The organism is Methylobacillus methanolivorans (genome assembly GCF_044751345.1).
Classification (GTDB): Bacteria; Pseudomonadota; Gammaproteobacteria; order Burkholderiales; family Methylophilaceae; genus Methylobacillus; species Methylobacillus methanolivorans.
The window spans coordinates 373,955-399,658 of record NZ_JBIWXY010000001.1; the positions used below are offsets into that span (position 1 = coordinate 373,955).

General features: G+C 53.1%; 20 protein-coding genes. 7 read left to right on the plus strand and 13 right to left on the minus strand.

Annotated features, from left to right (window positions below):
• Positions 1-75 precede the first annotated feature (75 nt).
• From ACIKP9_RS01830 to ylqF, 7 genes are all read right to left on the minus strand, one after another.
• Positions 76-1,266: a GGDEF domain-containing protein gene (locus ACIKP9_RS01830; protein ID WP_400878520.1), complete on the minus strand. Its 1,191-nt coding sequence runs from the start codon at positions 1,264-1,266 to the stop codon at positions 76-78.
• Between the two features lie 98 nt (positions 1,267-1,364).
• Positions 1,365-3,269, minus strand: coding sequence for an ATP-binding cassette domain-containing protein (locus ACIKP9_RS01835; RefSeq protein WP_400878523.1), 1,905 nt, complete (start codon positions 3,267-3,269; stop codon positions 1,365-1,367).
• Positions 3,270-3,349: 80 nt separating this feature from the next.
• Complete coding sequence (locus ACIKP9_RS01840; RefSeq protein ID WP_400878525.1) at positions 3,350-5,449, minus strand: AsmA family protein; 2,100 nt, start codon at positions 5,447-5,449, stop codon at positions 3,350-3,352.
• 46 nt (positions 5,450-5,495) lie between these two features.
• Positions 5,496-6,635 (minus strand): MFS transporter, encoded by a 1,140-nt coding sequence (locus tag ACIKP9_RS01845; protein ID WP_400878528.1) that lies wholly within the window; start codon positions 6,633-6,635, stop codon positions 5,496-5,498.
• A gap of 225 nt (positions 6,636-6,860) precedes the next feature.
• Positions 6,861-8,858, minus strand: a complete 1,998-nt coding sequence (locus tag ACIKP9_RS01850; protein ID WP_400878531.1) for a UvrD-helicase domain-containing protein — start codon at positions 8,856-8,858, stop codon at positions 6,861-6,863.
• 187 nt (positions 8,859-9,045) lie between these two features.
• Positions 9,046-9,768 carry a PEP-CTERM sorting domain-containing protein gene (locus ACIKP9_RS01855; RefSeq protein WP_400878534.1) on the minus strand — a complete coding sequence of 241 codons (723 nt, stop codon included), beginning with the start codon at positions 9,766-9,768 and terminating at the stop codon, positions 9,046-9,048.
• A gap of 216 nt (positions 9,769-9,984) precedes the next feature.
• Positions 9,985-10,899, minus strand: coding sequence for a ribosome biogenesis GTPase YlqF (ylqF, locus tag ACIKP9_RS01860; protein ID WP_400878537.1), 915 nt, complete (start codon positions 10,897-10,899; stop codon positions 9,985-9,987).
• Between the two features lie 259 nt (positions 10,900-11,158).
• On the opposite strand from ylqF, the gene ACIKP9_RS01865 reads away from it, so the two are divergent.
• The 4 genes from ACIKP9_RS01865 (at position 11,159) to ACIKP9_RS01880 (ending at position 15,180) form a co-directional block, all read left to right on the plus strand.
• Positions 11,159-11,929: a PEP-CTERM sorting domain-containing protein gene (locus ACIKP9_RS01865; protein WP_400878540.1), complete on the plus strand. Its 771-nt coding sequence runs from the start codon at positions 11,159-11,161 to the stop codon at positions 11,927-11,929.
• 21 nt (positions 11,930-11,950) lie between these two features.
• On the plus strand, positions 11,951-13,468 hold the full coding sequence (locus tag ACIKP9_RS01870) for an alkaline phosphatase (RefSeq protein WP_400878543.1): 1,518 nt from the start codon (positions 11,951-11,953) through the stop codon (positions 13,466-13,468).
• Positions 13,469-13,571: 103 nt separating this feature from the next.
• A complete protein-coding gene (locus ACIKP9_RS01875; RefSeq protein WP_400878545.1) occupies positions 13,572-14,294 on the plus strand; it encodes a hypothetical protein in 723 nt (240 codons plus the stop codon).
• 64 nt (positions 14,295-14,358) lie between these two features.
• Positions 14,359-15,180 carry a class I SAM-dependent methyltransferase gene (locus ACIKP9_RS01880; RefSeq protein ID WP_400878548.1) on the plus strand — a complete coding sequence of 274 codons (822 nt, stop codon included), beginning with the start codon at positions 14,359-14,361 and terminating at the stop codon, positions 15,178-15,180.
• A gap of 60 nt (positions 15,181-15,240) precedes the next feature.
• Here ACIKP9_RS01880 and ACIKP9_RS01885 read toward each other — a convergent pair whose 3' ends face one another.
• Genes ACIKP9_RS01885 through ACIKP9_RS01895 form a run of 3 tightly spaced genes read right to left on the minus strand, consistent with a single transcriptional unit; the run spans position 15,241 to position 16,948 of the window.
• Complete coding sequence (locus ACIKP9_RS01885) at positions 15,241-16,179, minus strand: YihY/virulence factor BrkB family protein (RefSeq protein ID WP_400878550.1); 939 nt, start codon at positions 16,177-16,179, stop codon at positions 15,241-15,243.
• A 23-nt stretch (positions 16,180-16,202) separates the two neighbouring features.
• Complete coding sequence (locus ACIKP9_RS01890; RefSeq protein WP_400878553.1) at positions 16,203-16,652, minus strand: copper chaperone PCu(A)C; 450 nt, start codon at positions 16,650-16,652, stop codon at positions 16,203-16,205.
• On the minus strand, positions 16,652-16,948 hold the full coding sequence (locus ACIKP9_RS01895) for a hypothetical protein (protein WP_400878555.1): 297 nt from the start codon (positions 16,946-16,948) through the stop codon (positions 16,652-16,654). Before ACIKP9_RS01895 ends, ACIKP9_RS01890 begins: the two co-directional genes overlap by 1 nt.
• Before the next feature lie 260 nt (positions 16,949-17,208).
• Between ACIKP9_RS01895 and hrpA the strand changes: the two genes are divergently transcribed.
• The 3 genes from hrpA to ACIKP9_RS01910 all read left to right on the plus strand — a co-directional run bounded on the left by hrpA (position 17,209) and on the right by ACIKP9_RS01910 (position 23,667).
• Positions 17,209-21,264 carry an ATP-dependent RNA helicase HrpA gene (gene hrpA, locus ACIKP9_RS01900; protein WP_400881826.1) on the plus strand — a complete coding sequence of 1,352 codons (4,056 nt, stop codon included), beginning with the start codon at positions 17,209-17,211 and terminating at the stop codon, positions 21,262-21,264.
• A 65-nt stretch (positions 21,265-21,329) separates the two neighbouring features.
• Positions 21,330-22,586: a lytic murein transglycosylase gene (locus tag ACIKP9_RS01905; RefSeq protein WP_400878558.1), complete on the plus strand. Its 1,257-nt coding sequence runs from the start codon at positions 21,330-21,332 to the stop codon at positions 22,584-22,586.
• 55 nt (positions 22,587-22,641) lie between these two features.
• Positions 22,642-23,667 (plus strand): Gfo/Idh/MocA family protein, encoded by a 1,026-nt coding sequence (locus ACIKP9_RS01910; RefSeq protein ID WP_400878561.1) that lies wholly within the window; start codon positions 22,642-22,644, stop codon positions 23,665-23,667.
• An 8-nt stretch (positions 23,668-23,675) separates the two neighbouring features.
• Here the strand turns inward: ACIKP9_RS01910 and ACIKP9_RS01915 are convergent, their stop codons facing one another.
• Genes ACIKP9_RS01915 through ACIKP9_RS01925 form a run of 3 tightly spaced genes read right to left on the minus strand, consistent with a single transcriptional unit; the run spans position 23,676 to position 25,631 of the window.
• Positions 23,676-24,065 (minus strand): MoaF-related domain-containing protein, encoded by a 390-nt coding sequence (locus ACIKP9_RS01915; RefSeq protein ID WP_400878564.1) that lies wholly within the window; start codon positions 24,063-24,065, stop codon positions 23,676-23,678.
• A gap of 4 nt (positions 24,066-24,069) precedes the next feature.
• A complete protein-coding gene (locus ACIKP9_RS01920; protein WP_400878567.1) occupies positions 24,070-24,759 on the minus strand; it encodes a DsbA family protein in 690 nt (229 codons plus the stop codon).
• Entirely contained in the window at positions 24,744-25,631 is an 888-nt protein-coding gene (locus ACIKP9_RS01925; RefSeq protein ID WP_400878570.1) for an MBL fold metallo-hydrolase, read from the minus strand. Before ACIKP9_RS01925 ends, ACIKP9_RS01920 begins: the two co-directional genes overlap by 16 nt.
• Between the last annotated feature and the right edge of the window lie 73 nt (positions 25,632-25,704).

Sequence of the window (25,704 nt, forward strand, 5' to 3'; positions counted from 1 at the left end):
ATAGTGAGATTGCAGTGTAGGGAATTTATTTAAATAAATAAAATTGATTGTTTAAATTTATTTAATAAGTAATTTTTATTGATTTTGGCGATCAGCCTCAATGTTGTATTGCAGCATGCAGTTTCTGCCTGCAGCTTTGGCTGCATATAGCGCAGTATCAGCGCGATGGAGCATCGCCTCCCAGCTTGTCGCGAGATCGATATGGGGGTTCCAGGTATAGAGCCCCAGGCTGCAAGTGACTTGGCGATTGTCGCAAGCTGGGTGGCGCAGGTTGCGCATGGCTTCCAACACGCGGTCTCCCAATGCGATGGCTTCCTCTGTGGTGGTATGCGGGCAGAGAATACAGAGTTCTTCACCACCGTAGCGTCCGATGATGTCAGTGTTGCGGCAGGTGTTACTCAAGGTGAGAGCAACACTGCGTAATACTTTATCGCCGACATCGTGCCCATAGGTGTCATTGACCAATTTGAAATGATCCAGGTCGAGCATGAAGATACTGATAGGTTTTTGGTAGCGTAGCGCTAGGTCTACTTCACGGCGTCCAAGGTTGACCAGTGCACGACGGTTATAAAGCTTAGTCAATTCGTCATGCGAGGCGAGGTGCTCTTTTTCAAGAATGATGGATTCGAAATACATCAAGAGCAAGCCAAGGGAGCCCAGCAGGTTACACCACATGGGGATCAGGTAAAGCCCGAATACGTTGATGGGGTCATGGCTTTGTGGGGCGAGATCTATCCCACCGCTGATAGCGAGGATGCCGCGTAAGATGAAATCTGCGGCGGCTAGTGTATAGGCAATGATGACGAGGCTATTGGCAAATGATAGCCGGATGCCCCTTGCCTTGATCACCTCAACCACGTTGAGGAACATCAACACGGCCAGCATGAGAGAGAACAGCAGGGTGCGGATGCCTACTGTCAATTGCAGCAAAACGCTGAGGCTATAGGTAATAAAAAATCCCAGGATCAGGTACCAGCCAACGTGAGCAGGATGCTTACCGAAAAATGCCTGTGTTCCCCACCATTTTGCTGTCATCGCAGCGATCATGAGGGTTGAACCAGTGATGAGTGGCAAATGACCAAATTTTGAGATACTGAAGGCAGTGAGCGTGGAGCCAAAGATGCTCAGTAGGCCGGAAAGAGCCCAATAGCGTGTGGAGCGTTCAGTTGGGGCGAGGAAATACAGGCCACCCATAATGATGGCAATGCACAACTGGCTGATTGCATAAGCAATATTGGCTGTATATGAATTCCACAACGAATCCAAATGGTTGCTCCCTCTGATCCTCAGGTCAATCAGTCATTGAAATGGCAGTGGGCACAGTTTATTGATGGCACAGGCTTGCTAATACCATCGTGCCCACTCTACGCTAAATTACGGTTTTCCAGTTCTTCCCAACGCACCATGGCTTGTTCAATTTCGCTGCCGATCTCGCTTAACCTCTGTTGCAAGGTGCGTGCCTGATCAGCGTTTTCCCGATAAATATCTGGGTTGGCCAAGGCTTGGTTGATGGTGCTTTGCTCTGTTTCCAAGGCTTCAATTTTCCCAGGCAGGCTTTCCAGTTCGCGGGTTTCCTTGAAGCTGAGTTTATTTGCCGCAGGCTTCTTGGCTGGTGTTTCCTGCTTGGGTTTCTCGTTGCTTACCTTGGCAGCAGTTTTTGCAGCAGCTTGTGATTGGGTGTGGCGGAACCAGTCATCGTAGCCGCCCCCAAATTCACTCAGGATGCCATTGCCTTCAAAGGCAATGATCTGGGTCACTGTATTTTCAAGGAAGGCACGATCGTGGCTGACCAGGAACAAGGTGCCTGCAAATTCTTGTAACAGGCTTTCCAGCAATTCCAGGGTTTCGATGTCGAGATCATTGGTAGGCTCATCCAGCACCAGTACATTGGCAGGGCGCGCAAACAAACGTGCCAGTAACAGGCGGTTACGCTCACCACCGGAAAGCGATTTCACTGGCGATCGCGATCGCTGTGGTGGAAAGAGAAAGTCTTCCAGATAGCTGATGACATGCTTGCGCTCATTGCCGATCTGCACGAATTCGGAGCCAGGGCTGATGGTATCAGCCAGCGTAGCCTCTTCGTCCAGTTGCTCGCGCATCTGGTCAAAGTAAGCCACGTTGAGATTAGTGCCGCGCTGGATGAAGCCACTATTCGGTTCCAGTTCACCCAGGATCAATTTGAGTAGGGTGGATTTACCGGCACCGTTGGGGCCAATCAACCCGATCCGGTCACCACGCATGATGCGCGTGCTGAAATCTTGAATCAGTGGCTTGTTGTAAGCGAGCGAGACATGATCCAGTTCCGCCACCAGCTTGCCTGAGCGTTCACCGCTATCCAGCGTGAGCTTGACGTTGCCCTGGCGTTCGCGCCGAGCGGCACGCTCCAGGCGCAAGGCTTCCAGTCGGCGAACACGGCCTTCGTTGCGCGTGCGCCTTGCCTTGATGCCCTGGCGTATCCAGACTTCTTCTTGTGCAAGAAATTTATCGAACTTGGCAGCATGGGTAGCTTCCACTGCCAAGAGTTCTTCCTTCTTGATTTGGTATTGGCTGTAATTACCCTGGAAATCCGTCAAGTGACCACGGTCGAGCTCCACGATGCGTGTCGCCAGGCGATCAAGAAAACGTCTGTCATGGGTGATAAACAGCAAGCTGCCCTTGAAATCCAATAACAAGTTTTCCAGCCACTCAATCGCGGCAAAGTCCAAGTGGTTGGTGGGTTCATCCAGCAACAAGACTTCAGGTTCTGCCACCAAGGCGCGAGCAAGTGCCACGCGCTTGCGCCAGCCACCTGATAATGTGGAAATTTTGGCCTCGGGGTCCAGCTGCAAGCGGCTTAATACCGCTTCCACGCGTGCTTGTGATTGCCAACCACCTTGTGATTCCAACTCATGCTGCAATGTCTGCATACGAGCAATGAGACTATCGAGGTCGGCATCAGGCTCTGCCATTTGCTGTGATACGTGGTGATATTCCACCAAGGCCTGGCGCAAGTTGCCCAAGCCTTCGGCCACAGCCTCGAAAATAGTGTGCTCAGGGTCAAGCGCGGGTTCTTGCGGCACGTAGACAGTACGTGATTTTGGGGCGCGCCAGAAAGTGCCATCGTCCAGCTTGCTTTCGCCAGCAATTACTTTGAGCAGGCTGGATTTGCCTGCTCCATTACGGCCAATCAGGCCCACGCGTTCACCAGCATCAAGTTGGAAGTTGGCATGGTCAAGCAGGGGATAGTGTCCATAAGCCAGGCTGGCTTGGTCGAGGGTGATGTAAGGCATAGTCAGTATTTTATCAGTAGGGGTTTAATGGGCAGTATGGCCCGTTTGGGCCTATTGCCGCTAGCATTTACAACTTGCTTTTAGTGTCCAGGAATGGCAGGGGCAGGCGATGGCTGCGTGCTTGGAGTGGTCTTGTCTGGTTCGCTTTTGACGGGTTTCGGGGTATAGCCATGGAGCGCCTGGCTGCAATTGTAAGAGTTGCTCTTGGAGCCAGTATCCAGGTAGGGTAGGATCGCCGCCAGCGGATTAACGAAAGCCAATGCCACACTGCCCAGCAGGCGAGCTGCAATCGGGGCGGCTTCTGGGCGTACCTTGGGCTCGACAAAGCTGCCTTGCACCTTGATAGGCGAGCGTACAGTAAGCGGGGAGAAGTTCTTGGGTTTTGCCGCCAGCAACAGGTCTAGTTTTTCTTGTCCCAGGTCAATATTGCCATTGATCAAAACCAGGGTGACCGGGGTGTCGATCAGTGCTACTTCAGGCTTGATGACGCCGTTGCTGGCCTTGAGATCCATCACAGCACATTGCAGGCGCTGCGATTTGTCTCCACCCAACCAGGCGCTCACGCTCTGGGCAATATCCAGCCCGAGCAACTCCATCACTAGTCGGGATATTTCGCCTTGTTCAATGAATAAGGTGGTATTGCCGTTGAGTGAGCCCAGCAGTTCAGCGGTGGTATTGCCTTTACCACTGAGCTCGGTGCGCCCGTTCAGGGTGCCGGTGATATAGGGAGAGGCTTCCTTGCCCTGTTTCTTGGCAGCTTCCTGGCGGTCCTTGGAGACTTGCAGCCATTTGCCAAGCTCGATGTCTTTCCAGCCTAGCTTGATCTGCCATTGGGGCGGGTAGCGTTTTGCATTGCCATCCTGGGGTTCGTGGGCATCTATGATCAGGCTACCGGTCAGTTTGCCATCCGCAGTGTTGGCTAAGATGTCGCTGATGCTGAGTTTGCCTTGATTCAGGCTGAGCTTGGCCTTGAATGGTGCCACCGGCAAGGCGAAGGCGTTCCCCAGGTTCATGTAATCCATTTTGATGGCGATATCGGCATCCATGAAATTCAGCGAGGGTAGATCCAGTGGACGATCAGGAATGGCACGTCCTTCAGTAGGCTGGGCTGGGGTGCCATCGGATTGCAGGGTACCGAATGCTGGCGCAAGGTCGGCAAGAAAGAAGCGGCTACCATCGATTTTACCGCTCAAGAGTGGCACTTGGCCTGATTGGCGACGCGGGTCATATTGGAGCACGGCGCTCAAGCTGCTTTTACCAATCTTGGCAGAGTCTACGTTAACGTCCCAAATATCAGTATGTTTGCTGAGCGCAGCGCTGATGCGGAAGGAGTCGGTGGTCGGGAACACACTACCAGTGAGGTCGCCCAATACTGATAACGATGGGCCGGTGACAATGGCATTGCCGACAATATCTTGCCGACCAAAGAGATCGGATATTTGCCCGTTGAAATCTACGCGTAGTTTGGCGTATTCCAACCAGCCTTTGGATTTGATTGGTGGAGCGTCGGCATCTTGCGTGGCGATAGGCAGAAAGCCAGGTGTCTCCAGGAATGCTTTCAATGGCTTACCCTGGAATTGCCCGTTGATGCTGACTTCTGAACGTAGCTCTTCCTGGCTGCTGCCTTCTTCCGTCTTGAATTTGGCTTGTAACCTGGCTTGGCTGATGACATCGTCTATGCGGCTACTACCATTCTTCACGATCAGGGTTTCGATCACGGGAAGCGGGCTATCAGGCGCATTGTCATCTTTGGGGAATTGCCAAGTGGCTGTGCCATCGGCATGGCGGATCAGCTGCGCATCAATCTCGTCCACCTTGACTTCACGGATGCGCAAGCTGTTCGTTTGCTTGAAATGCCAGAGGTCCTTGTAACGCAGCTTGATACTGATGTTGTCTGCATCGACCAAGTGCGGCACCTTGAACGCAGCCGGGGCTGCAATATAGAGGTGTCCCAGGTCAAGCTGGACACCTGCCCAGAGATGCAGCTGGAAAGGCGCATCCAGCTTTACTTCTCGTTCTAATTGCTTGGTCAGTAGCTTTTCTGCAGGCTCGCGTAGGAACGTCCAGCCCTGGATTTCACATGCAATGAACGCAACAAGCAGTACCATCAATAGCCAGAACAAGGCTTTTACAAACCTGTAAGTGCTGCGCCTCAATTGTCCGGATTGTTGATGTGCCATGGATTACCCTTGCTTGTAGATTCAGCTCAGGCAAGTGAGCTGAATATTATTTTGTCTGTTTTCCATAGTGTTGCATGCTGTATAAAGTCAGCAAAGCCCCACAAATGGCAACCGCCGCGCTGGCCAAGGCAACGGCTGGCAAGCCGAAATCAAAATGGATCACGGCACCACCCAAGAAGGCACCACCTGCATTTCCCAGGTTGAAAGCGCTCTGGTTGACGGTAGAAGCCATCAATGGCGATTCACCCGCTTGCGCCATGGCATTGGTTTGCAGGCCTGGGCCAACGGCAAAACTCACCATGCCCCAAATAAATGCCGTAGCAATCGCTGCCAGCGTGAATTGCATACTCCATGCGAAGACAACGCCTAACAAGGCCATGCCTATTAGTGAGAGGGTGATTGTGGGTAATAGTTTCCAATCGGCCATTTTTCCGCCGATATTTAGCCCGATGGTGGCAGCAATCCCCATGGCAATCAGCATGAAGCTGACATGATGGGGTGAAAGCCCGGACATATCTTCTAGTATCGGCGTGATGTAGGTAAAGATCGTGAATACCCCGGCAAAACCAATCGCGGTAATGGCCATGGCTAGCAGCACGTTAGGCTGGAGTACGGCTTGCATCTCCTTACGGATATCCGGCTTAGGCATGGCGCTGAGATCGGGGATAAAACGCCAGAGGGCATACATGGCAATCGCGCCGCAGGCGGCAACTGTCCAGAATGGAATGCGCCAGCTGGTTACCTGGCCCAGCAGGGTACCTAGCGGTACGCCAAGCACATTGGCCATGGTCAGGCCGGTAAACATGAGCGCCAGGGCACGGTTGCCTTGGCCGGGCGGCGCCAGATGTAGTGCGACCACCGCAGCAATGCCGAAAAATGAGCCATGGCTCAATGCCGTGAAAATACGCGCTGCTGCCAGGGTCATGTAGTTAGGGGCAAGGGCGCAGAGGATGTTGCCCAGCGTGAAAATCGCCATCAGACCTAGCAATGTGGCTTTACGTGGCCGGTTGATCGTGAGAGCAACCATCAAAGGGCCGCCGATTACGACGCCCAGGGCATATACGGTCACCAGGTTGCCAGTAGCGGGGATAGAGACATCCAGGCCATGGGCGATGTCGGGTAATAAGCCCATGGGCAGAAATTCGGTCATGCCGATGCAGAACGCACCAGCGGCTAGTGCAATCATCCAACTGCCCATTATTACTCAGCTCACTATGTCTTGAAATGGTTGAAAAACAGAAGCTTGAAAAGGAAATTCTGTGCGTCCAAATGGGTAAGCGCACGAAAGGGAACTGCCTAGCTACGGGCGCTACTTTACCATGCGAATGGGATGGATTTCATGACAAAAAAGCCAGGCTAACACCAAGCCTTATTGGCTAAAAGCTGCATAAGGCTTGGTGCCGCTGAGATGTTAAGTGTTTTGCCCACCCAGCATGGCCCGAATCTGCGCCATGCGCTGGCGCGCATTTTCCTTGTTGGCGGCTGGGTCGGTTTGTGGCTGGCCGGAGTGACGTACATCGTCTTCCGGCAACTCTGCGATAAAGCGGCTCGGCTCGCAGGATTCATGCTCACCAGCACGCTTGCGGCGGCGACACCAGGAAATATGCAGCGATTTTTGCGCTCGGGTGATGCCGACATACATCAGGCGACGTTCTTCCTCGATCTTGCCTTGGTCCACGCTTTCGCGGTGCGGCAGGATACCTTCCTCACAGCCGATCAGGAACACGTGGCCATATTCCAGGCCCTTGGAGGCATGCAGCGTTGATAGCTTGACGGCATCGGGTTCTTCGTCTTCACGGCCTTCCAGCATACTCATCAGTGAGATCATCTGCGTGAGGGCTAGCAGGTTCTTTTCGTCTTCGTCGCCTTTGCGCGTGAGCCAGGCGACGAAATCCAACACGCTCTTCCATTTGTTTTCTGCGCCACGTGGTTCTTCCGTATCGTAAAGGAAAGCCTCGTAATTAATGGCGTTAAGCAAATCGTTCAGCACTTCGCCTGCTGGGTCTTTCTCGGCACGTTCTTGAATGCGGTTGATGAACTGGCAGAACGTCAGCAAATCTTCCAGTTGGCGATTGCCCATGGTGCGTTGGAAATCACCCTCAAACGCTGCCTCGAACAGCGAAATCTTACGCTCACTGGCAAACTCGCCCAGACGCTCCAGTGTTGTGTTGCCTATGCCTTTTTTCGGGGTAGTAGCCGCGCGAATGAACGCAGGGTCATCGTCTTCATTGGCAATCAGGCGTAGGTAGCTCACCAGATCCTTGATTTCAGCCTTATCGAAAAAGGATTGCCCGCCCGAGATGGTGTAAGGGATTTTTTGTTGACGTAGCTGTTGCTCAAAAATGCGCGCCTGGTGATTGCCGCGGTAAAGAATGGCGTAGTCAAGGAACTTGGTGCGGTGCTCGAATTTGTGGGCGAGCAGTTTCATCACGACGGACTCCGCCTCGTGATCTTCGTCCTTGGCTGCGCTGACCTGGATCAGGTCGCCAGTGCCTAGTTCGCTCCAGAGCTTCTTTTCAAACAGCTTGGGGTTGTTGGCAATGACCTGGTTGGCGGCACGCAGGATGCGCACGGTGGAGCGGTAGTTCTGCTCCAGCTTGATTACCTTGAGTCGGCTGAAGTCTTCAGTCAGTTGGCGCAGGTTTTCCACGTCAGCACCACGCCAGCCATAAATCGCCTGGTCGTCATCGCCCACGGCAGTAAAACGGCCTTCGACACCGGTCAGCATCTTCACCAGCTTGTACTGGCAGGCATTGGTATCCTGATATTCATCAATCAGGAGATATTTGAGTTTGTGCTGCCAGCGCCGCAATGCCTCCGGGTGCTGCTCGAATAGCTCTACCGGCAGCTTGATCAAGTCATCAAAGTCCACTGCCTGGTAGGCCTTTAGTGTCTGCTGATACACCTGGTAGACCTTGGCAGCTGCATGTGTCAATTCCTCATCGGCAGTTGCTGCTGCCTGGTCAGGATTAATGAAGGCGTTTTTCCAGCTTGAGATTTGCCATTGCGTCTTGCGCAGCAGTTGCTTATCCGTGGTGGCTAAGGCATCGGAAAGAATCTTGAAGCTATCAGATGAATCAAGAATGGAGAATTGCGGTTTGTAGCCCAGCAATTCGGCTTCCTGCCGTAGCATCTGCAAACCCAGCGAGTGGAATGTGGCGATGGTCAGGCCTTTGGCATTATTGCCCTGAAGTAGCTGCCCAACACGCTCCTGCATTTCACGCGCAGCCTTGTTGGTAAAGGTAATGGCAGCGATTTCCTTGGGCGAGTAACCGCACTTCTCGATCAGGTAGGTAATTTTTTGCGTGATGACGCGGGTTTTACCGCTACCGGCACCCGCTAGCACGAGAAGGGGGCCATCAAGGTATTTCACAGCTTCGCGCTGCTGGGGGTTCATCGAGTTCAACATGTTGATTTGCCTGCAGGCTCAAGAGTCAATCAGAAAGGGCTGCTACAAGCGTGTAACAACATCAGGCTGGATTTTATCGTGAGTGAGGTGTTTGAGGCTAGCAGGGAAATATGATGAAGCGCGTAAAAAAAGCCTCACCCTAGATGGTGAGGCTGTAAATTGCCTGCTTGGCAATCGAGTGAATAAATCAGACGTACAGATTGCTCCTGTCGCGGCGGCGTGCCATGAAACCGACCAAGCCAAGACCAAGTGCCAGCATGGCGTAGGATTCTGGCTCAGGTACTGCGGTCACGCTATATAAAGTGAAATCTGATTTATCCGCATGAGAGGTCAGGACAAATGATTTGACTGCATTGTCGCCAAATGGATTGTCGATACTCCATACACCACCTAAGCCATCAGAAGCGGGACTAAGGTTGCTGACTGTACCGAATCCACCAGTCCACAATGCAGTAGTTTCCCCTTGTGCCTGTAGCTTGAATTCCTTGGTGGTGTCATCAAAATAGGTGACGGTGATGAATGCCTTCTCCTTGCTGTCACCATATTCCGGCCCATCGAACAGCAGGCCTAAAGTCAGGTTGCTGATCACGCGTGAGTCATTAAATTCGGCAAAAATCCACTCGTTCTTGTCGATTTCGCCTACCGTGACATCTGAGCCCTTCAGCGGGGATACACCTACACCCTGATATCCATCTTGAGCGGGTTTATAGCTGAATTTACCTTCAATCAGCTTATTCTTGTTGTTGCCTGTCTTAGCGCTAAACGTGACATCGGTACCATTGATGGCAGTGGTGTGGCTCGAACCATTGCCGAAGTCCTTACCATAGACGGTATCTGCCGCGAATGCAGAAGCGGAAGTAGCCAGTAGGACGCCAGTGGCGGTAGTCGCCAATAATTTGGAAATACTCATGTGATACTCCTCATAGCAGTTGAATCAATCAATTGAATTAATTGTTTTTATTCACAGCAATTACATGCTACTGCTGGCATGAGGAGGGGCTCAATAGTCTGTTGTGGCTGATACGTTTGGACTAATAAGCTGAGGTTTTACGAGAGGTTTTTGTTGGTAATTATATGAATCAATAATTAATTTTCAAAAGTGATAAAAATGAAAATTATCAATCCATTAATCAGGGGATTGATCTTCTTCAGTATTTTCTTCTGCGATGAGTGCCAGTTGTTGTGCTTCTTCCATCATGACCGCACGAGAATCAGGCGTTTCCAGGCTGATGCGGCCCAGCGTGCCCGAACGGTAATCCACCAGAAATGCCATGGCGGTTTTTTCCATGTCCAGCTCGCCGCCTTTCAAGCGGTAGCCACGGCGCTTGCCAACCGCTTCCAGCAGGTCAATCGCATCCATATTGCTCACATCGGTTTTATAGCGCGCTTGTAGCAGGGCTGGGTAGCGTTGTAGCAGGATGCCAGCCAGGAATTCAGCCACTTCTTCGTCAATCACGGCGTTGCGGCCTATGGCATGGCTGGCAGCGAGCATGTAGCCATCGCTTTCATATTTGATCTTGGGCCACATCATGCCGGGCGTGTCGGTAATCGTGAGTTGCGGGCTGAGCTCAAAGCGCTGCTGGCTCTTGGTGACAGCAGGCTCGTCGCCTACCTTGGCAATCCTGCGGTTGAGTAGGGCGTTCATGAGGGTAGATTTTCCGACGTTGGGGATACCCATGATCATCATGCGCAATGGCTTGAGGTTCGTTCCGCGGTGTGGTGCCAGGCTACGGCAGAGGCCGGGGATTTTCTTTGCATCGCCTGGCTTCTTGCAGGAAAGCGCCACGGCCTTGACACCATCCTGGCGATTGAAATGGTTGAGCCAGGCCTGGGTGGCTGCTGGGTCAGCCAAGTCGGCCTTGTTGAGGATTTTCAGGCTAGGGCGCTGACGGTAGAGGCGCAAGTCCTCAATCATGGGGTTATGGCTGGCCTCTGGTACGCGCGCATCCAGCACTTCAATCACGATATCGGTGAACTCCATGGTTTCTTCCGCTTTCTTGCGTGCGGAGGTCATGTGTCCGGGGAACCATTGAATTGCCATGATGAGGTGCTCTATGTGGAATGCGTTGATAAAAAGAATCGCTTTTTTTGCGTGTGTTCACGGATCAAGCCGACTCAGGCTGTCATTTTAGCATCCCGCTTGCTATCCCTGCCTTATTTTGCATCTTTGTTGCACAAATGAGGTTGTTGCAATATCTCTGAGTAGTCCATTAGGACTATTTTGCATACATATACCTAACACAAGCGCTTCCTAGTATGGCCCCCGAATCGTTTTCTACTCTCGTTAAAGGGGAATTACCATGATGTTTCAAAAACATGGCGTAGCGCTGGCCTTGGCTGGTTCCGTGCTGTTTTCTGTGCCTGCGTTTGCGCAGGAAGTGATTATAAATGGTGGCTTTGAGGCTGATGCAGCTGAAAGCTACAACCCGCAAGGCTGGCAAGTGGCTGAACACGGCATTTCAGGTTCCGTGCTGGCGACTGATGCCACAGAGTCCTACGCCAGCGGTTACAAGACTGTCGGTGCTGCCAGTGGCCAATACTATGGCTTCCTCGATTCTTCCTTCGCCAGTAGTCAAGTGTTGTACCAGAACTTCTCCATCAGCGCTGTGACTTCTGCTGTGTTGTCTTTCCAGATGTTCGTGAATGACCAGAGCGATAACGGCATCGTCTATATCAACCAAGCTGGCTTGGATGCAACCACTGGTGGCAGCTACGCCGCCAACCAGCACGTACGCGTCGATATCTTGCGTGCCAGCGCCGATCCTTTCTCGGTTCATGCTACTGACATCATCGGTACTTATTATCTGGGCGGAGCCAATGGTCGCCGTTTCGATGGTACTGATAACGTCAACCGCTACGTGGATTACAGCTTTGATGTGACTGACATCCTAGCTGCTGGTGGTGATTACACCTTGCGCTTTGCTTCCGTGAGCAACCAAGGTGCGCTGCAAGTGGGCCTGGATAACGTCAGCCTGAATATCGCAGCCGTACCTGAAGCTGATACCTACGCCATGTTATTGGCTGGCTTGGGTGTCTTGGGCTTGGCATTGCGTCGTCGTAAAACTGTTTAACTACAAATGGGAGTGCATAAAATGAAAAAGGTAACAATGAAGGTATCCGCCCTGGCGGTAATGATGGCACTGAGTGGTCAGGCGATGGCAGAAGATGCCAACACTTGGTTGCAGGATGGACAAGAAGCCTTGGCTGCAGCCAAGAAGCTTTACCCCAACAACCGCAAGGCCAAGAACGTGATTCTGTTCGTGGGTGATGGTATGGGTGTTTCCACTGTGACTGCTGCACGTATCCTGGAGGGTCAGTTGCAAGGCCGTGATGGCGAGCGCAACAAGCTGGCTTTCGAGAAGCTGCCTTACCTGGCGCTCTCCAAGACATATTCTGCTAACCAGCAGACGTCTGATTCTGCTCCTACCATGACTGCTATGGTCACTGGCGTGAAGACGAATGATGGCGTGATCTCTGTTGATCAACGTGTTGAGAACGGCGAGCGTGACAACAGCAAGGTGCAAGCTGCCAAGTTGGCGACTATCCTGGAATTGGCTGAGCAAAATGGCCGTGCTACAGGCGTGGTTTCCACAGCACGTATTACCCATGCAACACCTGCCGCTACTTATGCCCATACTTCTGCACGTGATTGGGAGTCTGACAACAACGTGCCTGCGGGTGCTGATGTCAAGGATATTGCTTCCCAGCTGATCGACAATTTTGGCCAAGGTGGCATTGGTGATGGTATCGAAGTTGTGCTGGGTGGTGGCCGTAGCCGCTTCCTGCCTAACACAGTGAATGATCCTGAAAACGCAGGCCGTAAGGGTGACCGCCGTGATGGCCGTAACTTGGTTGACGAATACGTGAACAAATTCGGTGGCAAGTTTGTCTGGAATCAGGCGCAATTCGATGCGATCAATCCCGCTAACACTAACCGTTTGCTGGGCTTGTTCGAGCGTTCCCACATGCAATACGAGCATGACCGCCCGAACGACACTGGCAAGGAACCATCCTTGGCAGAGCTGACTGGCAAGGCCATCGACATCCTGAAGAAAAATCCTAAGGGCTTCTTCCTGATGGTGGAAGCTGGTCGTATCGACCACGGTCACCATGCCAACAATGCTTACCGTGCCCTGACTGACACCATTGCCTTGTCTGACGCTGTGAAGAAGACACTGGAAAAGGTTGATCTCAATGACACGTTGGTGATTGTGACAGCTGACCACAGCCATACCATGACGATTGGTGGTTACCCAGAGCGTGGCAATCCTATCTTGGGCAAGGTAGCTGTTGATGGTCGCCTGAGCAAGGCAACCGATGGCAACCCTTACACCACCATCTCCTATGCCAACGGTAAAGGTTACTACCCTAACGTACCTGGTGAAACTGTTTATAACTTCCCAGCACGTAGTGGTCGTATTGCCGACATGACCAATGTGGACACCAGTGATCCTGATTTCCACCAGGAAGTGACAGTGCCATTGGATTCAGAAACTCACGCTGCTGAAGAAGTTGAAATCTTCGCAGGTGGTCCTAAGGCTCACCTGTTCCAGGGTATCCAGGAACAAAGCTATATCTTCCACGTGATGAAGGATGCCTTTGGCTTCTAATGCACTGGATTGATTTGGTGTGATTGACGACGGATGGAATGGCCTAGGCCATTCCATCCATTTTACTTTTTAGTCTGTGAGAGTGTGAATAATGCAAAACAACATGAAATATAGCGCGATATTGCTGCTTTCCCTGTTGCCTGGCTTTGCTGTGGCAGAAACCTTGCCTGACCTGGATGCGCGATTTGAAACCTCGCAGTGCGAGTTGCCATGTAAGCACTCCATCAAGCGTGAATGGCTGATGCTGCGTGGCGCAAACCAGGTCGAGCTCCGCGATGTCAACGCCAAGCGCAGCGATCTTTGGCAGTGGCAGGATGACACCTTGGACTATGTCTATCTGATGCATGGTCAACAACGGGCGATTGATTACACCTCCATTGATCTGCGTTTGTTGGGGATAGGCGCTAGCGAAAGCAAGTGGCAGGCGCTGGCAAAGCTGGTTACAAGCAGCGAGCTGGCCAGCATGGAGAAAACACCTGGCAAGCCTTATGAAAAGATGGCCACCGAGATTTATCGCGGCACATTAAATGGGGTGGCAACAGAGCTGACCTGGATCCCTGCCTTGCAGATTCCGCTGCAGGTGGAATACCGCTATCCAAAACAGATAGTGACCGTAAAGCTGGTGGAACGCTATCAGGGCAAGCTGCCAGTGCAGAAAACCACGGCCAAGCAATTGCAGGAATACCAGCATGTAGATTTCGTTGATATCGGCGACATGGAGCATGACAAGCAGGCGGTGGCCTGGTTGGCAGAAGCCAAGGACGCGCCGGGTGTGCATGTGCATCATCACGATCATGGTGATCACCATGAACATGGGGTCAATTGAGGTGCTTGTCGCCTAAAGGTCTGCGGGATGCCTGAGAGAATGAGCGTAATGCTAGAATACTGGCATGACGCTCATCCCAGAAATCAAGCCCCAGCAATCCCTAGAACTACTCAAGGAGCTGCATATCCTCACGCGGGATGGCAAGCTCAACCAAGATACACGGCGCAAGCTCAAGCAGGTGTATCACCTCTATCACTTCATTGAGCCCTTGTTGCAGGAGGTGATGGAGAATAATGCCAACCCCTTGTTGGTTGACCACGGTGCAGGCAAGTCTTATTTGGGTTTTATTCTCTATGACTTGTTCATCAAGCAACAGTCAGCAGGCCGCATCGCCGGTATAGAAACTCGTGGAGAGCTGGTAGAAAAATCCCGCACACTGGCTGACAAGCTGGGATTCAGTCGCATGGATTTCCTGCATTTGAGCGTGGAGGAGGCGATTACCTCCAACACCTTGCCGGACCAGGTGGATATTGTCACTGCCTTGCATGCCTGCAACACCGCGACGGATGATGCCATACGCTTTGGCTTGGAGAAAAAGGCGCAGTTCATGGTCTTGGTGCCATGTTGCCAAGCCGAGGTGGCTGAAGTATTGCGCCGACACAAGAATGAGTCTTTCGCCAAGACGCCATTGTCTGAAATCTGGCGTCACCCCATCCACACCCGCGAATTCGGTAGCCAGATCACTAACGTATTGCGTTGCTTACAGCTGGAAGCACATGGTTACCAAGTCACGGTGACTGAGCTGGTAGGGTGGGAGCACTCCATGAAAAATGAGCTGATCATTGCCCGTTACAAGAACAGCCCGCGGCGCAATGCCCAGACCCGGCTGGAGCACATTCTTGACGAGCTGAATCTACAGGATTTGCGGCACCGCTTTATTGCTTAAGTGTTGGGCTGCCAGGCAGGTTCATTCGTGCAGTTGCAGGTTGCTAGAACGAAGCCTAGCTTATTTACGCGGTAACTGGTCGCTGGGGATGTTTTGCAAGCTGCCAAAAGTCAGTGCATATTGCCGCGTGATTTCCGCACCAAAGAAGAAAATCTGTGCAGAGTAGTAGACCCACAACAGCAGGGCGATCAAGGAGCCTGCTGCGCCAAAGCTGGATGCGACAGCACTATTGCCAAGGTAAAGGCCGATTAATGTCTTGCCCAGGCTGAACAGGATGGCGGTAAAAGCCGCGCCTACCCATACGTCTGACCACGGCAGCTTGACGTCAGGAAGCATCTTGAAAATGACGGCAAACATAGAAGTAATCACGCCAAAACTCACCAATGCAGAAATATGCTTGAATACACCAATCGTCGTGATGAAGCGGCCGACAAAATCAGCAAAAAATTGTTCGATAAGCGCCAGGCCTGCATTCACCAGCAATGATGTCAGCAGCAGAAATGCCAATGAAATGATAATGCTGAAGGAGAGCAGGCGAGTCTTGATCAGGTTGCCGATCGCTTGCTTGCCGCCCTGTGCCTTGACCTTGGTGGTTTCCCAGACTTCATCCAGGCTGGCCTTGAGTTCGGCAAATACGGTAGTTGCACCTACAAAGAGCAGAGCGGAAGCAATCAGAGTGGCAATAATGCCAGACTTTGGATTGCTGGATTTTGCCAACATATTCTGGATGACCTGTGCACCACTTTCGCCTACCAGGTCAGAAATTTGTGCCACGATTTCGCCGTGAGCGGCGCGCTCACCAAGGAAATACCCCGCAATCGCAATCACTAGCACTAGGATGGGCGTGAGCGAAAACATGGTGTAAAAGGCGAGCGCAGCCCCCTTGCTAGTGGCGCGGTGTGAAAACCATGACAATACTGATTGCACCAACAACTGGCGCAAGCATTGAAGCCGGTGCAGGGTTTGCTGGCTTAGGCCTTGTATAAACTTGGCAATCAATCGTGCTCTCCTGGGGGGATAGTTTAGTGAGCGTGGTGTCCCATTTCCTGATGCGTAATATCACGTCCGTTAAACGTGATAGCCACGTTATCCTGGCTGGCCTTCTTATCCTCAAATACCAAATTCAATGGAATCGTATCCCCGGTTTTGACCGGGCTCTTGATGCCAAGCAGCATCAGGTGGAGGCCGCCGGGCTTTAACTCTACAGGGGTATTGGCCTTGAGCTCCAGTTGCTTGATCGGGCGCATCTTCATGACGCCATTCTCTACCGTCATTTCATGCAGTTCGACCTTGTCTGCAAAGCTTGAGTTCGCCGAGACCAGAACAACATCCTTGTCAGAAACAATCCGTACATAGCCCGCAGCGACTTTTTGCCCTGGCGCAGTAGTGCGCACCCATGGCTCCACAACAGTAATTTCTGCCTGTACTTGCAAGCTGCAAAGCAATAGCAGGCCTGACCAGATGTATTTCATTATTGTGCTCCTGTCATAGACGATTCAAAGTTGGCATTGATGCTGGGAAGCCCGTAAGTCCATGGGCCGATCAAGGATGCTTGCGAGATCAATTGGTGGGAAAGTGCTACGCAGGCAGCGCAGGGGCTAGTATTGGTGCGGGTATTGTCGATTACCGAACACACCTCACCAAAAAAATCCTGATCTCCCGGGTTGTCACCCATGGTGGCAGTTTGCAGCAACAACCAGCAGCCCAACCCGAATAGCAGGAAAAAAGCACTGAGTCCGCCTACCAGCTTTAATTGATCAAATTCCATCCTGCTATCTTAGCATGCGCCGCAATGCTCGCCTGCCTTACGCTATAGGAACCAGGGCTGGTCAGCTAGAGTTCGCCCTGCCTAGGTATGCGGGATGGGGTGCATGGGTATTCAGCGCAGGCAAAAATAGCAGTGATGCTCTGCTGATGCGCGAAGGCAAGGAGTAGCCATGCTAAAATCCATCCCTATCTATGAGTACTTCTAATCCCGTTTCAGAGCGCCAGTTGTTGCAACGTCTCAAGGCGCAAATTCCCGAGTGCATGTTGCAAGATCAGTTTGTGTTCAGGCGTCGCTTGCAGCAGCTGGATGCCATGGTGGCGCAACAAAAGCCCATCGACCACTCTCTGGCCGAAGTTGCCATGAAAATTCAGGCTTCGGTTAACCGGCTCAAACTGAGGCAAGAGCAGTTGCCCAAGCCCGAATATCCATTAGAGTTACCCGTCAGTGGGCGCAAGGATGAAATTGCGCAAGCGATTGCCAAGCATCAGGTGGTGATTGTCAGCGGTGAGACTGGGTCTGGTAAGACCACGCAGTTGCCGAAAATCTGCCTGGAACTGGGTCGTGGTGTAGCAGGCTTAATCGGGCATACCCAACCTCGGCGAATTGCTGCACGTTCGGTGGCTTCGCGCATTGCGCAGGAGTTGAAGTCTCCGCTGGGCGAGGCGGTGGGTTACAAGGTGCGTTTTAACGACCGCCTGTCGGAATCCAGTTATATCAAGCTGATGACAGACGGTATCTTGTTGGCGGAAACGCAGGGCGACCGCTTTCTCAACGCCTACGACACCATCATCATCGATGAAGCGCACGAGCGTAGCCTGAATATCGATTTCCTGCTTGGCTATCTCAAACAATTATTGCCGCGCAGGCCAGACCTTAAAGTCATCGTGACGTCTGCGACGATTGATGCCGAGCGTTTTTCCCAGCATTTCAATGGCGCGCCAGTGATTGAGGTTTCTGGACGAACTTATCCGGTGGAAATCCGTTACCGTCCCTTGGGTAGTCGCCGGATGGTGATTGCGCCGCCCAAGCCCGTTGCAGCGCCTGTGCCGGTAGTCAAGGTGCAGGAAGATGCAGCGCAAGACGATATCCTGGATATTGGCATCAAGCGTAAGACGTTCAACATTGACTCCTCTATCCAGCTCGATAACGATGAGGATGTGGAGTTGCTGGGCCAGGACATCATGGGCATTCAGCGCAAGCCGCGTGCAGAGGCCAAGTGGCTGGAAGAAGATGATGCCGAAGAGGCCATGGAAGAGGCGATCCTTGATTCCGTGGAGCAGCTTTCCCGCTTGGGTGGCGGCGATATTCTGGTGTTCCTGCCGGGGGAGCGCGAGATTCGTGACACGGCAGATTACCTCAACAAGCACCTGCGCCATGTGGAGATATTACCCTTATTCGCACGCTTGTCGATAGAAGACCAGCAGAAAGTATTCCGCTCCAGTGGCGGGCGACGCGTGGTGTTGGCCACCAATGTGGCAGAAACTTCGCTGACCGTGCCTGGCATCAAGTACGTGATAGACACCGGCTTGGCGCGAGTTAATCGCTATAGCGCCCGGGCCAAGGTCGAGCAGTTGCAGATTGAGAAAATCTCCCAGGCGGCGGCGCGGCAGCGTGCAGGCCGTTGTGGCCGGGTTTCCAATGGTATTTGTATCCGGCTTTATGACGAGGCGGATTTTAATAATCGCCCTGAGTTTACCGACCCTGAAATCCTGCGCTCATCGCTGGCCGCGGTTATTTTGCGTATGGCGGCGCTCAAGCTGGGCCAGGTGCAGGAGTTTCCATTTATTGAGGCGCCTAGCTCGCGCTTGATCGCCGATGGCTACCAACTCTTGCAGGAGTTGGGCGCGGTGGATGCGGAACAGAATATTACTGAGACAGGTCGCCAATTGGCGCGCTTGCCGCTGGACCCGCGCGTTTCGCGCATGATCCTGGAAGCAAAGAAGCAGGGGTGTGTAAAGGAAATCCTCATCATTGCCAGTGCATTGGCGATCCAGGATCCGCGCGAGCGGCCAATGGATAAGCGTGAAGCCGCCGATCAGGCGCATGCCAAGTTCAATGTCGAGCATTCCGATTTTCTCGGCTTCATCAAGCTGTGGGAATGGTACGAGGAGGCGTTCAAGAGCAAGAAATCCAACAAGGATTTGCTCAATAAATGCCACAGCAATTTCCTTTCATTCCTGCGGCTTAAGGAATGGCGCGAGCTTTATCAGCAACTGAAAGAGATTGCTGATGAGCTTGAGCTAAAACTGAATATAGAGCCTGCTTCTTATGAGCAGGTGCACCGTGCCTTGTTGGCGGGCTTGCTGGGCAATATCGGCTTCAAGGATGGTGAGGCAGACAATTATCTTGGTGCGCGTGGCATACGCTTTCATGTCGCGCCAGGTTCCACACTGAAGAAGGCCAGGCCGAAATGGGTGATGGCAGCCGAGTTGATGGAAACCACCAAGCTCTACGCCCGTTGCGTCGCGCGAATTGAGCCGGATTGGATAGAGCCATTGGCGCGCGGCCTGACGCAAAGTCATTACAGCGATCCGCGTTGGGATCGCAAGCCTGCGCAAGTCGTGGCGTGGGAGCGTGTCAGTCTCTACGGCCTGACTGTGGTGCCGCGCCGCCGCGTGCATTATGGGCCTATTCATCCGCAGGAAGCGCGCGAGATATTTATCCGCGAGGCGCTGGCGAATATGGAGTTCGATACGCGTGCGCCATTCTTCGCGGCTAATCGTCGCCTGATCGCCGAAATTGAAGAGCTGGAGCACAAGGCGCGTCGGCAGGATGTACTGGTGGACGAGCACACCTTGTTTGCCTTTTACGATGGCGTGGTGCCCGAGGGGATTGTGAATGGTGCTGGTTTCGAGAAGTGGCGCGAGGATGCAGAAAAAACTAGCCCCAAGCTGCTATACCTCACGCGTGAACACTTGATGCGTCACGGCGCTGCAGGCATTACCGAGGTGCAGTTCCCGGAAAGCCTGGCACTGGATGGCGTCACTTTGTCGTTGAAATATCGCTTCGAGCCAGGCCATGCACTGGATGGCGTCACGGCGACCGTGCCACTGGCATTGCTTAACCAGTTAAATCCGGTTGAGGCAGAGTGGCTGGTACCCGGCATGATCCGCGAAAAAGTCACGGCGCTGATCAAGGCGTTGCCCAAGACATTGCGCCGTGTTTGTGTGCCGGTGCCTGATTTCGTCACTGGCTTCCTGGAGGCTGCACCATCCAGGCAAGGACCATTGCTGCCCGCGATGGCTAGCTTCATTCAGCAGCGCACTGGGCTTAAACTCAGCGCCAGTGAGTGGGAGGCCAACGCGCTGGATGCACATCTATATATGAATTTCCGTGTGGTGGACGAGAAAAACCGCGAACTGGGTAGTGGGCGAGATTGGCACGCCCTTAAAGCCCAGCTTGGCCAGGCCGCACAGTTAACCTTCCGTAGCAGTTCACCCAGCATCGAGAAATCTGGCCTCAAGCAGTGGGATTTTGGCGATTTGCCACCGACCTTGAGTTTTAGCCGCGATGGCCGCCAATTGACCGGCTATCCGGCGTTGGAAGACAACAGCGATAGCGTTGCCATCAAGCTGTTTGATACTGAGCTGGCGGCACAGATATCTCACCGGGCCGGTGTGCGCCGCCTGATGCGTTTTGAGCTCAAGGAGCAAATGAAGCAACTGGAAAAAGGCCTGCCCGGCTTCAACCAATATGCCTTGCAATTGCGCAACATCATGAACCCCGATGAACTGCGCGAGGATATGCTCATTGCGATCAGCGATCGCGCCTTTATTGGCGAAGATGCCTTGCCGCGCAACAACCAGGATTTCATGGCGCTCAAGACCCGTGCACGGACTAGGCTACCAGCCGTAGTGGACGGGGCAGGGCGGCTCGCTACGGCGATTGCCGTCGAATACACCCAGCTCGCACAAAAGTTGAACGCTGCACCAGCCAACCTGTCCAGAATCAAGAAGGAGCTGGAGGGCCAGCTTGCGCGCCTGCTGCCCAAGCGTTTTTTTAGCGCTACGCCATGGGAAACCCTGCAACATTTGCCGCGCTACATCAAGGCAATGCGTTTGCGCCTGGAGAAGTATCCCGGCAGTGTCGAACGCGACACCCGTAGTGGGCAGGCCGTGCAGCAGGTTTGGGATCGCTGGGAGGCGCGCCTGCAAAGCTTGCGTAAGGCGAATCATGAAGTGCCGCCAGCTTTGCTGGATTATCGATGGCTAATTGAAGAGTTGCGCGTGTCCTTGTTTGCCCAGGAGCTGAAAACGCCCTTTCCGGTATCGGTCAAACGCCTGGATAAAACCTGGGAAGATGTGGTCCGTAGTTAATATTGATCATAAATGGACGAGGCATCAGCACAAGCCTGGTGGCAAGCCATGAATGGAGAAGAGTTTTGTTGAAATTACATCGTTCAGTAGCGAGTTTTTTGGCTGTTGGCCTGATGTGCGGGGCGCTTGCTACTCATGCCGATGAACCAGGGTTTGATGCGTGGTTGCAGGATTTCTACCGTGATGCGCAGACGCAGGGTATTTCTGCGCAGAGTCTACAAGCGGCCCTGTCCGATGCTCGCCCTATAGACCGTATTATTGAGCTGGATCAATCACAGCCAGAGTTTGTGCAGACTTTTCTGACTTATCTCAACCGCCGCGTAACGGCGAAGCAGATTGCTCGTGGCCAGGCATTGTTGCAGGAGCAAGGGCCTTTGTTACAGGCCGTGGAGCAGAAGTATGGCGTGCCGGCTGCGGTTTTGGTGTCGTTCTGGGGGCTGGAGACCAATTACGGACAAACCCTGGGTAACTTTTCCACCCCACAAGCATTGGCCACACTGGCTTATGAAGGCCGCCGCCATGCCTTTTTTCGTAGCCAGTTGCTGGATGCCTTGCGCATCCTTGATGCCGGGCATATTGCTGCGAGTAGCATGGTGGGCTCCTGGGCTGGAGCGGTTGGGCACATGCAGTTTATGCCTTCGACGTTTCTTGCTTATGCCGAGGATGGCGACGGTGATGGCAAGATCAATGTCTGGCAATCCATTCCCGATGCCATGTATTCCGCCGGGCGTTACTTGAATGCCATTGGCTGGAAACGTGATGAGGCGATTGCCGTTGAGGTGAGCCTGCCGAAGGGGTTTGATTGGCAGCAAGCCGTGATTAGCCAGAAACGCACGGTCGCTGCGTGGCAGGCGATGGGAGTACAGGCGATTGGACAAGGGCTACCATCGGCAGACCGCAATGCGGCGATTATTTTGCCGCAAGGCTGGCGTGGCCCTGCATTCATGGTGTTCGACAACTTCAATGCTGTCATGCAATGGAACCGATCAACCAGCTACGCCTTGACCGTGGCTCACCTTGCCAGCCGTTTACAGGGAGGCAAGGCATTGAGTGGTGGGCTCGAGGCAGAGCAGGAGCCAGTCAGCATTGATGCGATCAAGCGCTTGCAGCGACAGCTGACAGAGCTGGGCTTTGATACGCGTGGCAGCGATGGATTACCCGGCCCCAATACCCAGGCTGCCATTCGGGTGTACCAGCAGACGCACGCTTTACCAGCTGATGGTTATGCCTCACCAAGCCTGATGCAGCATGTGGCCACCACGTTGGCTGCACAAACCGTCGATACCGAGCTGATACCCGGTTTCCCCGGCACTCAGCCATGAGCGTGGCGGGTGATCTTGATGCAACATGAATTAACTGTTTAAAGGAGAAATGCACATGAGTGAGCAACGTAAGCTACGCTGGGGCATATTGGGCGCAGCGCGCGTCAATGAGCGCCTGCTGCCTGCCATTGTCGATGCTGCCAATGCTGAGCTGGTGGCGATAGGCAGCCGCCGTGCAGGAGCAGCTGCAGCAACGCTTGCAAAGCATGCGCCAGGGACGGCGGGCGTTAATCTTTATGATGATGCCGAAGCCTTGCTGAATGACGCGCGTGTTGAGGCAGTTTACCTGCCCATGTCCAACCATGAGCATACGGAATGGGCATTGAAGGCGATTGCCAAAGGCAAGCATGTGCTGATCGAAAAGCCCTTGGCGTTGACTGTGGCTGATGTCGATGCGATTACCAGCGCAGCAAAGCAACAAGGCGTGACAGTGATGGAAGGCTTTATGTATGCTTTTCACCCGCAGTTCGCACGCGTGCAAGCGTTACTGCGCTCTGGCGTGATTGGCGAGGTGAAGTTCGTGCGCGCCAGCTATTCTTTCCTCATGAAGCCCGCACGGCTTTATCGCCTGGAACGTAATGTCGATGGCGGCGGCGGGGCGATGTGGGATATTGGCCCTTATGCCATCCACTCATTGCGCAGTTGTTTCGGTACCGAGCCTGAAAGTGTGGTGACGATTGCCAAATATACGGATAGCGGGGCAGATATTGCGACTAGCGGCGTATTCGATTTTGGCGATGGTAAGCACGGGCATTTTGACATCAGTTTCGAGACTTCACGTCGCTCGGAATATCAAGTCACAGGCAGCAAGGGCGGCCTCAAGTGCCATACCGTGTGGCAGCAGGCGGGCGATGTGCCGGTGATCACCTGGTGGACAGAGGATGGCCACTTCTGGGAAGAGCGTTTGCCTGTGAGTAATCATTTTGTCGCTGAAATCGAGCATTTCAGCGATTGCGTATTGAACGGCAAGCCGCCATTCCTCAGCCTGGAAGATGCACATGGCAATTGCCAGGCGATTGTCGCTGCCATGCAGTCTGCAGCTGAGGGGCGTAAAGTCTATTTGCCGGGTTCAGCACATTAGCGTTGCAATCAATGCTGGTGGTGATCTAACTGCTTGATGCTGCCGCTCATGGTGTAAAACTCCAGCTTGGGTGTGGTGTAGTTGGAGTGCGATACTCCCTGCTGGAAATCATCTAGATGTGTCACGGTGCCACCATCTTTTTCCTGCCAATAGATCAGGTAAGCGCCAGGCCTGATCTCGCGGTATTGATAGTTGACCTCTCCCGTTAAGCCCTTGAGCGGGCCTTCGGTCACAACAAAGCGTATGGTATCGGTGGAGATGAAGCTATCTTGTGCAGCAAAACCATCGTACTGGAATAGATAGGTGTGGCCGACGAAGGGCGGGGTGTCAGCCGCCCAGCTTGCGCTGGCAGTCAGTAATGCTGCTAATGTGGCCAGCCTTTTAATCTTGATCATCATAAAATCAGTCTTTCGTGGTGGTGAAATGGGGTGCTATTTGTGCGGCGATGAAAGCGCTCCACGAGGCTGGTTGGCCCAAATGGTGACTGGCGTTCAGCACTTGCAGGGCTTGGCCCGGTTGTTCGAGCACGAAACTAGGAAAGCCATTGCCGCCTACCTGCGCCAATAATTCGCGGCTTTGCTGAATATGTTGTGCCGCAGCGGCTGGGCTAAGCTCGGCAAAGCGCTGCGCAAACTTTGTTGCATCCAGGCCTAGTTCTGTAGCCAGCGCAATCAACACCTGCTGTTCTGCCACTTTCATGCCATGTTGATAATGTGCGGCTTGTATCTTCTCAAGCATGAGCAGCCCTAGGCCTTGCAGGGATTGTGCGCATAACACGGCAGTAATAGGCGGTGTCGAGTCCAGTATGACGCTGCCATCTTCCAGCAAGCCTTGGAAATAAGCCTCGCCGAATATTTGTCCGCTTAAGGCCGCAATGCGCTTATCGTGTGGAAGCACATAATCACGCCAGGCTGCTGACATCTGGCGACGGTTATGGTCGCTCAACATGCCGCCACCGTGCAGGCTGAGCAGCAATCCAGGAGTCTGGCTTGCTGCTTGCGCCAATGGCGCAGCAGCGTAACACCAGCCGCACAAAGGGTCATAGATGTAGTGCAGCGTGGCGACTGGTGGCGTACTTATTCCGCTGGCCATTTCATTTCACCCTTGATCACTTTGGCACTCAGTTCCAGCGAGCTATCTTCTGCCAGGGAGGGGTATTGTTGCTTCATGGCTGATACCAACTCTGCCGAGTTTTTGCTCTTGCCTGCGGCGTGCTCGAAAGCTTGCAGGTATTCGCGTGTAAATGTAACCGCACCTAATCCTGTGGGGGCATCGCCAAGGTAATGGCCAGGGATGATGGTCTTCGGCTTGAGTGCCGCAACCTCATCCAGGGTGCTCAGCCAGTGCTGGCGGGAGGCGGCAGTTTGGGTATCGGCTACCCAGACGTGGATGCCGCTGGACAAAATGACGCCACCGACGACAGCCTTCAACGACGGAATCCACACATAGCTACGATCTGGCGCAGGACCTTGCAAGCCTTTAACTTCCAGCGTCTGGCCTTCAAGATCGATTTTGTTGCCCTTCAGTACTTCCGGCAGCACCAACGATTGTGGAGCGTTGGCGCCAAGTTGAGGCCCCCAGTAGTCTTTCTTGCCTTGGCTCGTTGCCTTGATGGCTGCAACGGTTTGTGCAGTCGCGATGACCTTGGCCTTGGGGAAGGCTGCATGCAGTACATCCAGCCCAAAATAGTAATCGGGATCGCTGTGGCTGATATAAATGGTGGTCAGGCGCTTGCCGGATTGTTGGATGCGCTTGACCAATTCCTGCGCATGATTGCGCTGGAATTGGGCGTCAATCAATACGATATCGTGCTTGCCGCTGATCAATTCTGACGATACCGGGAAAAAGCCTTGCTCGCCTGGATTAAAAATCTCTAGTTTCAATGGCTCGGCGGCTACAGCGTGTTCGCCGACGATACCGGTCATGAACACACTTGCCAGTAACAACATGGATTTGAAGCACATAGCAGACTCCTTAACTGATGATGAGCAGCATCATAGGATTTTTCTTTCATGATAAAAATCACCTAGAATGCAA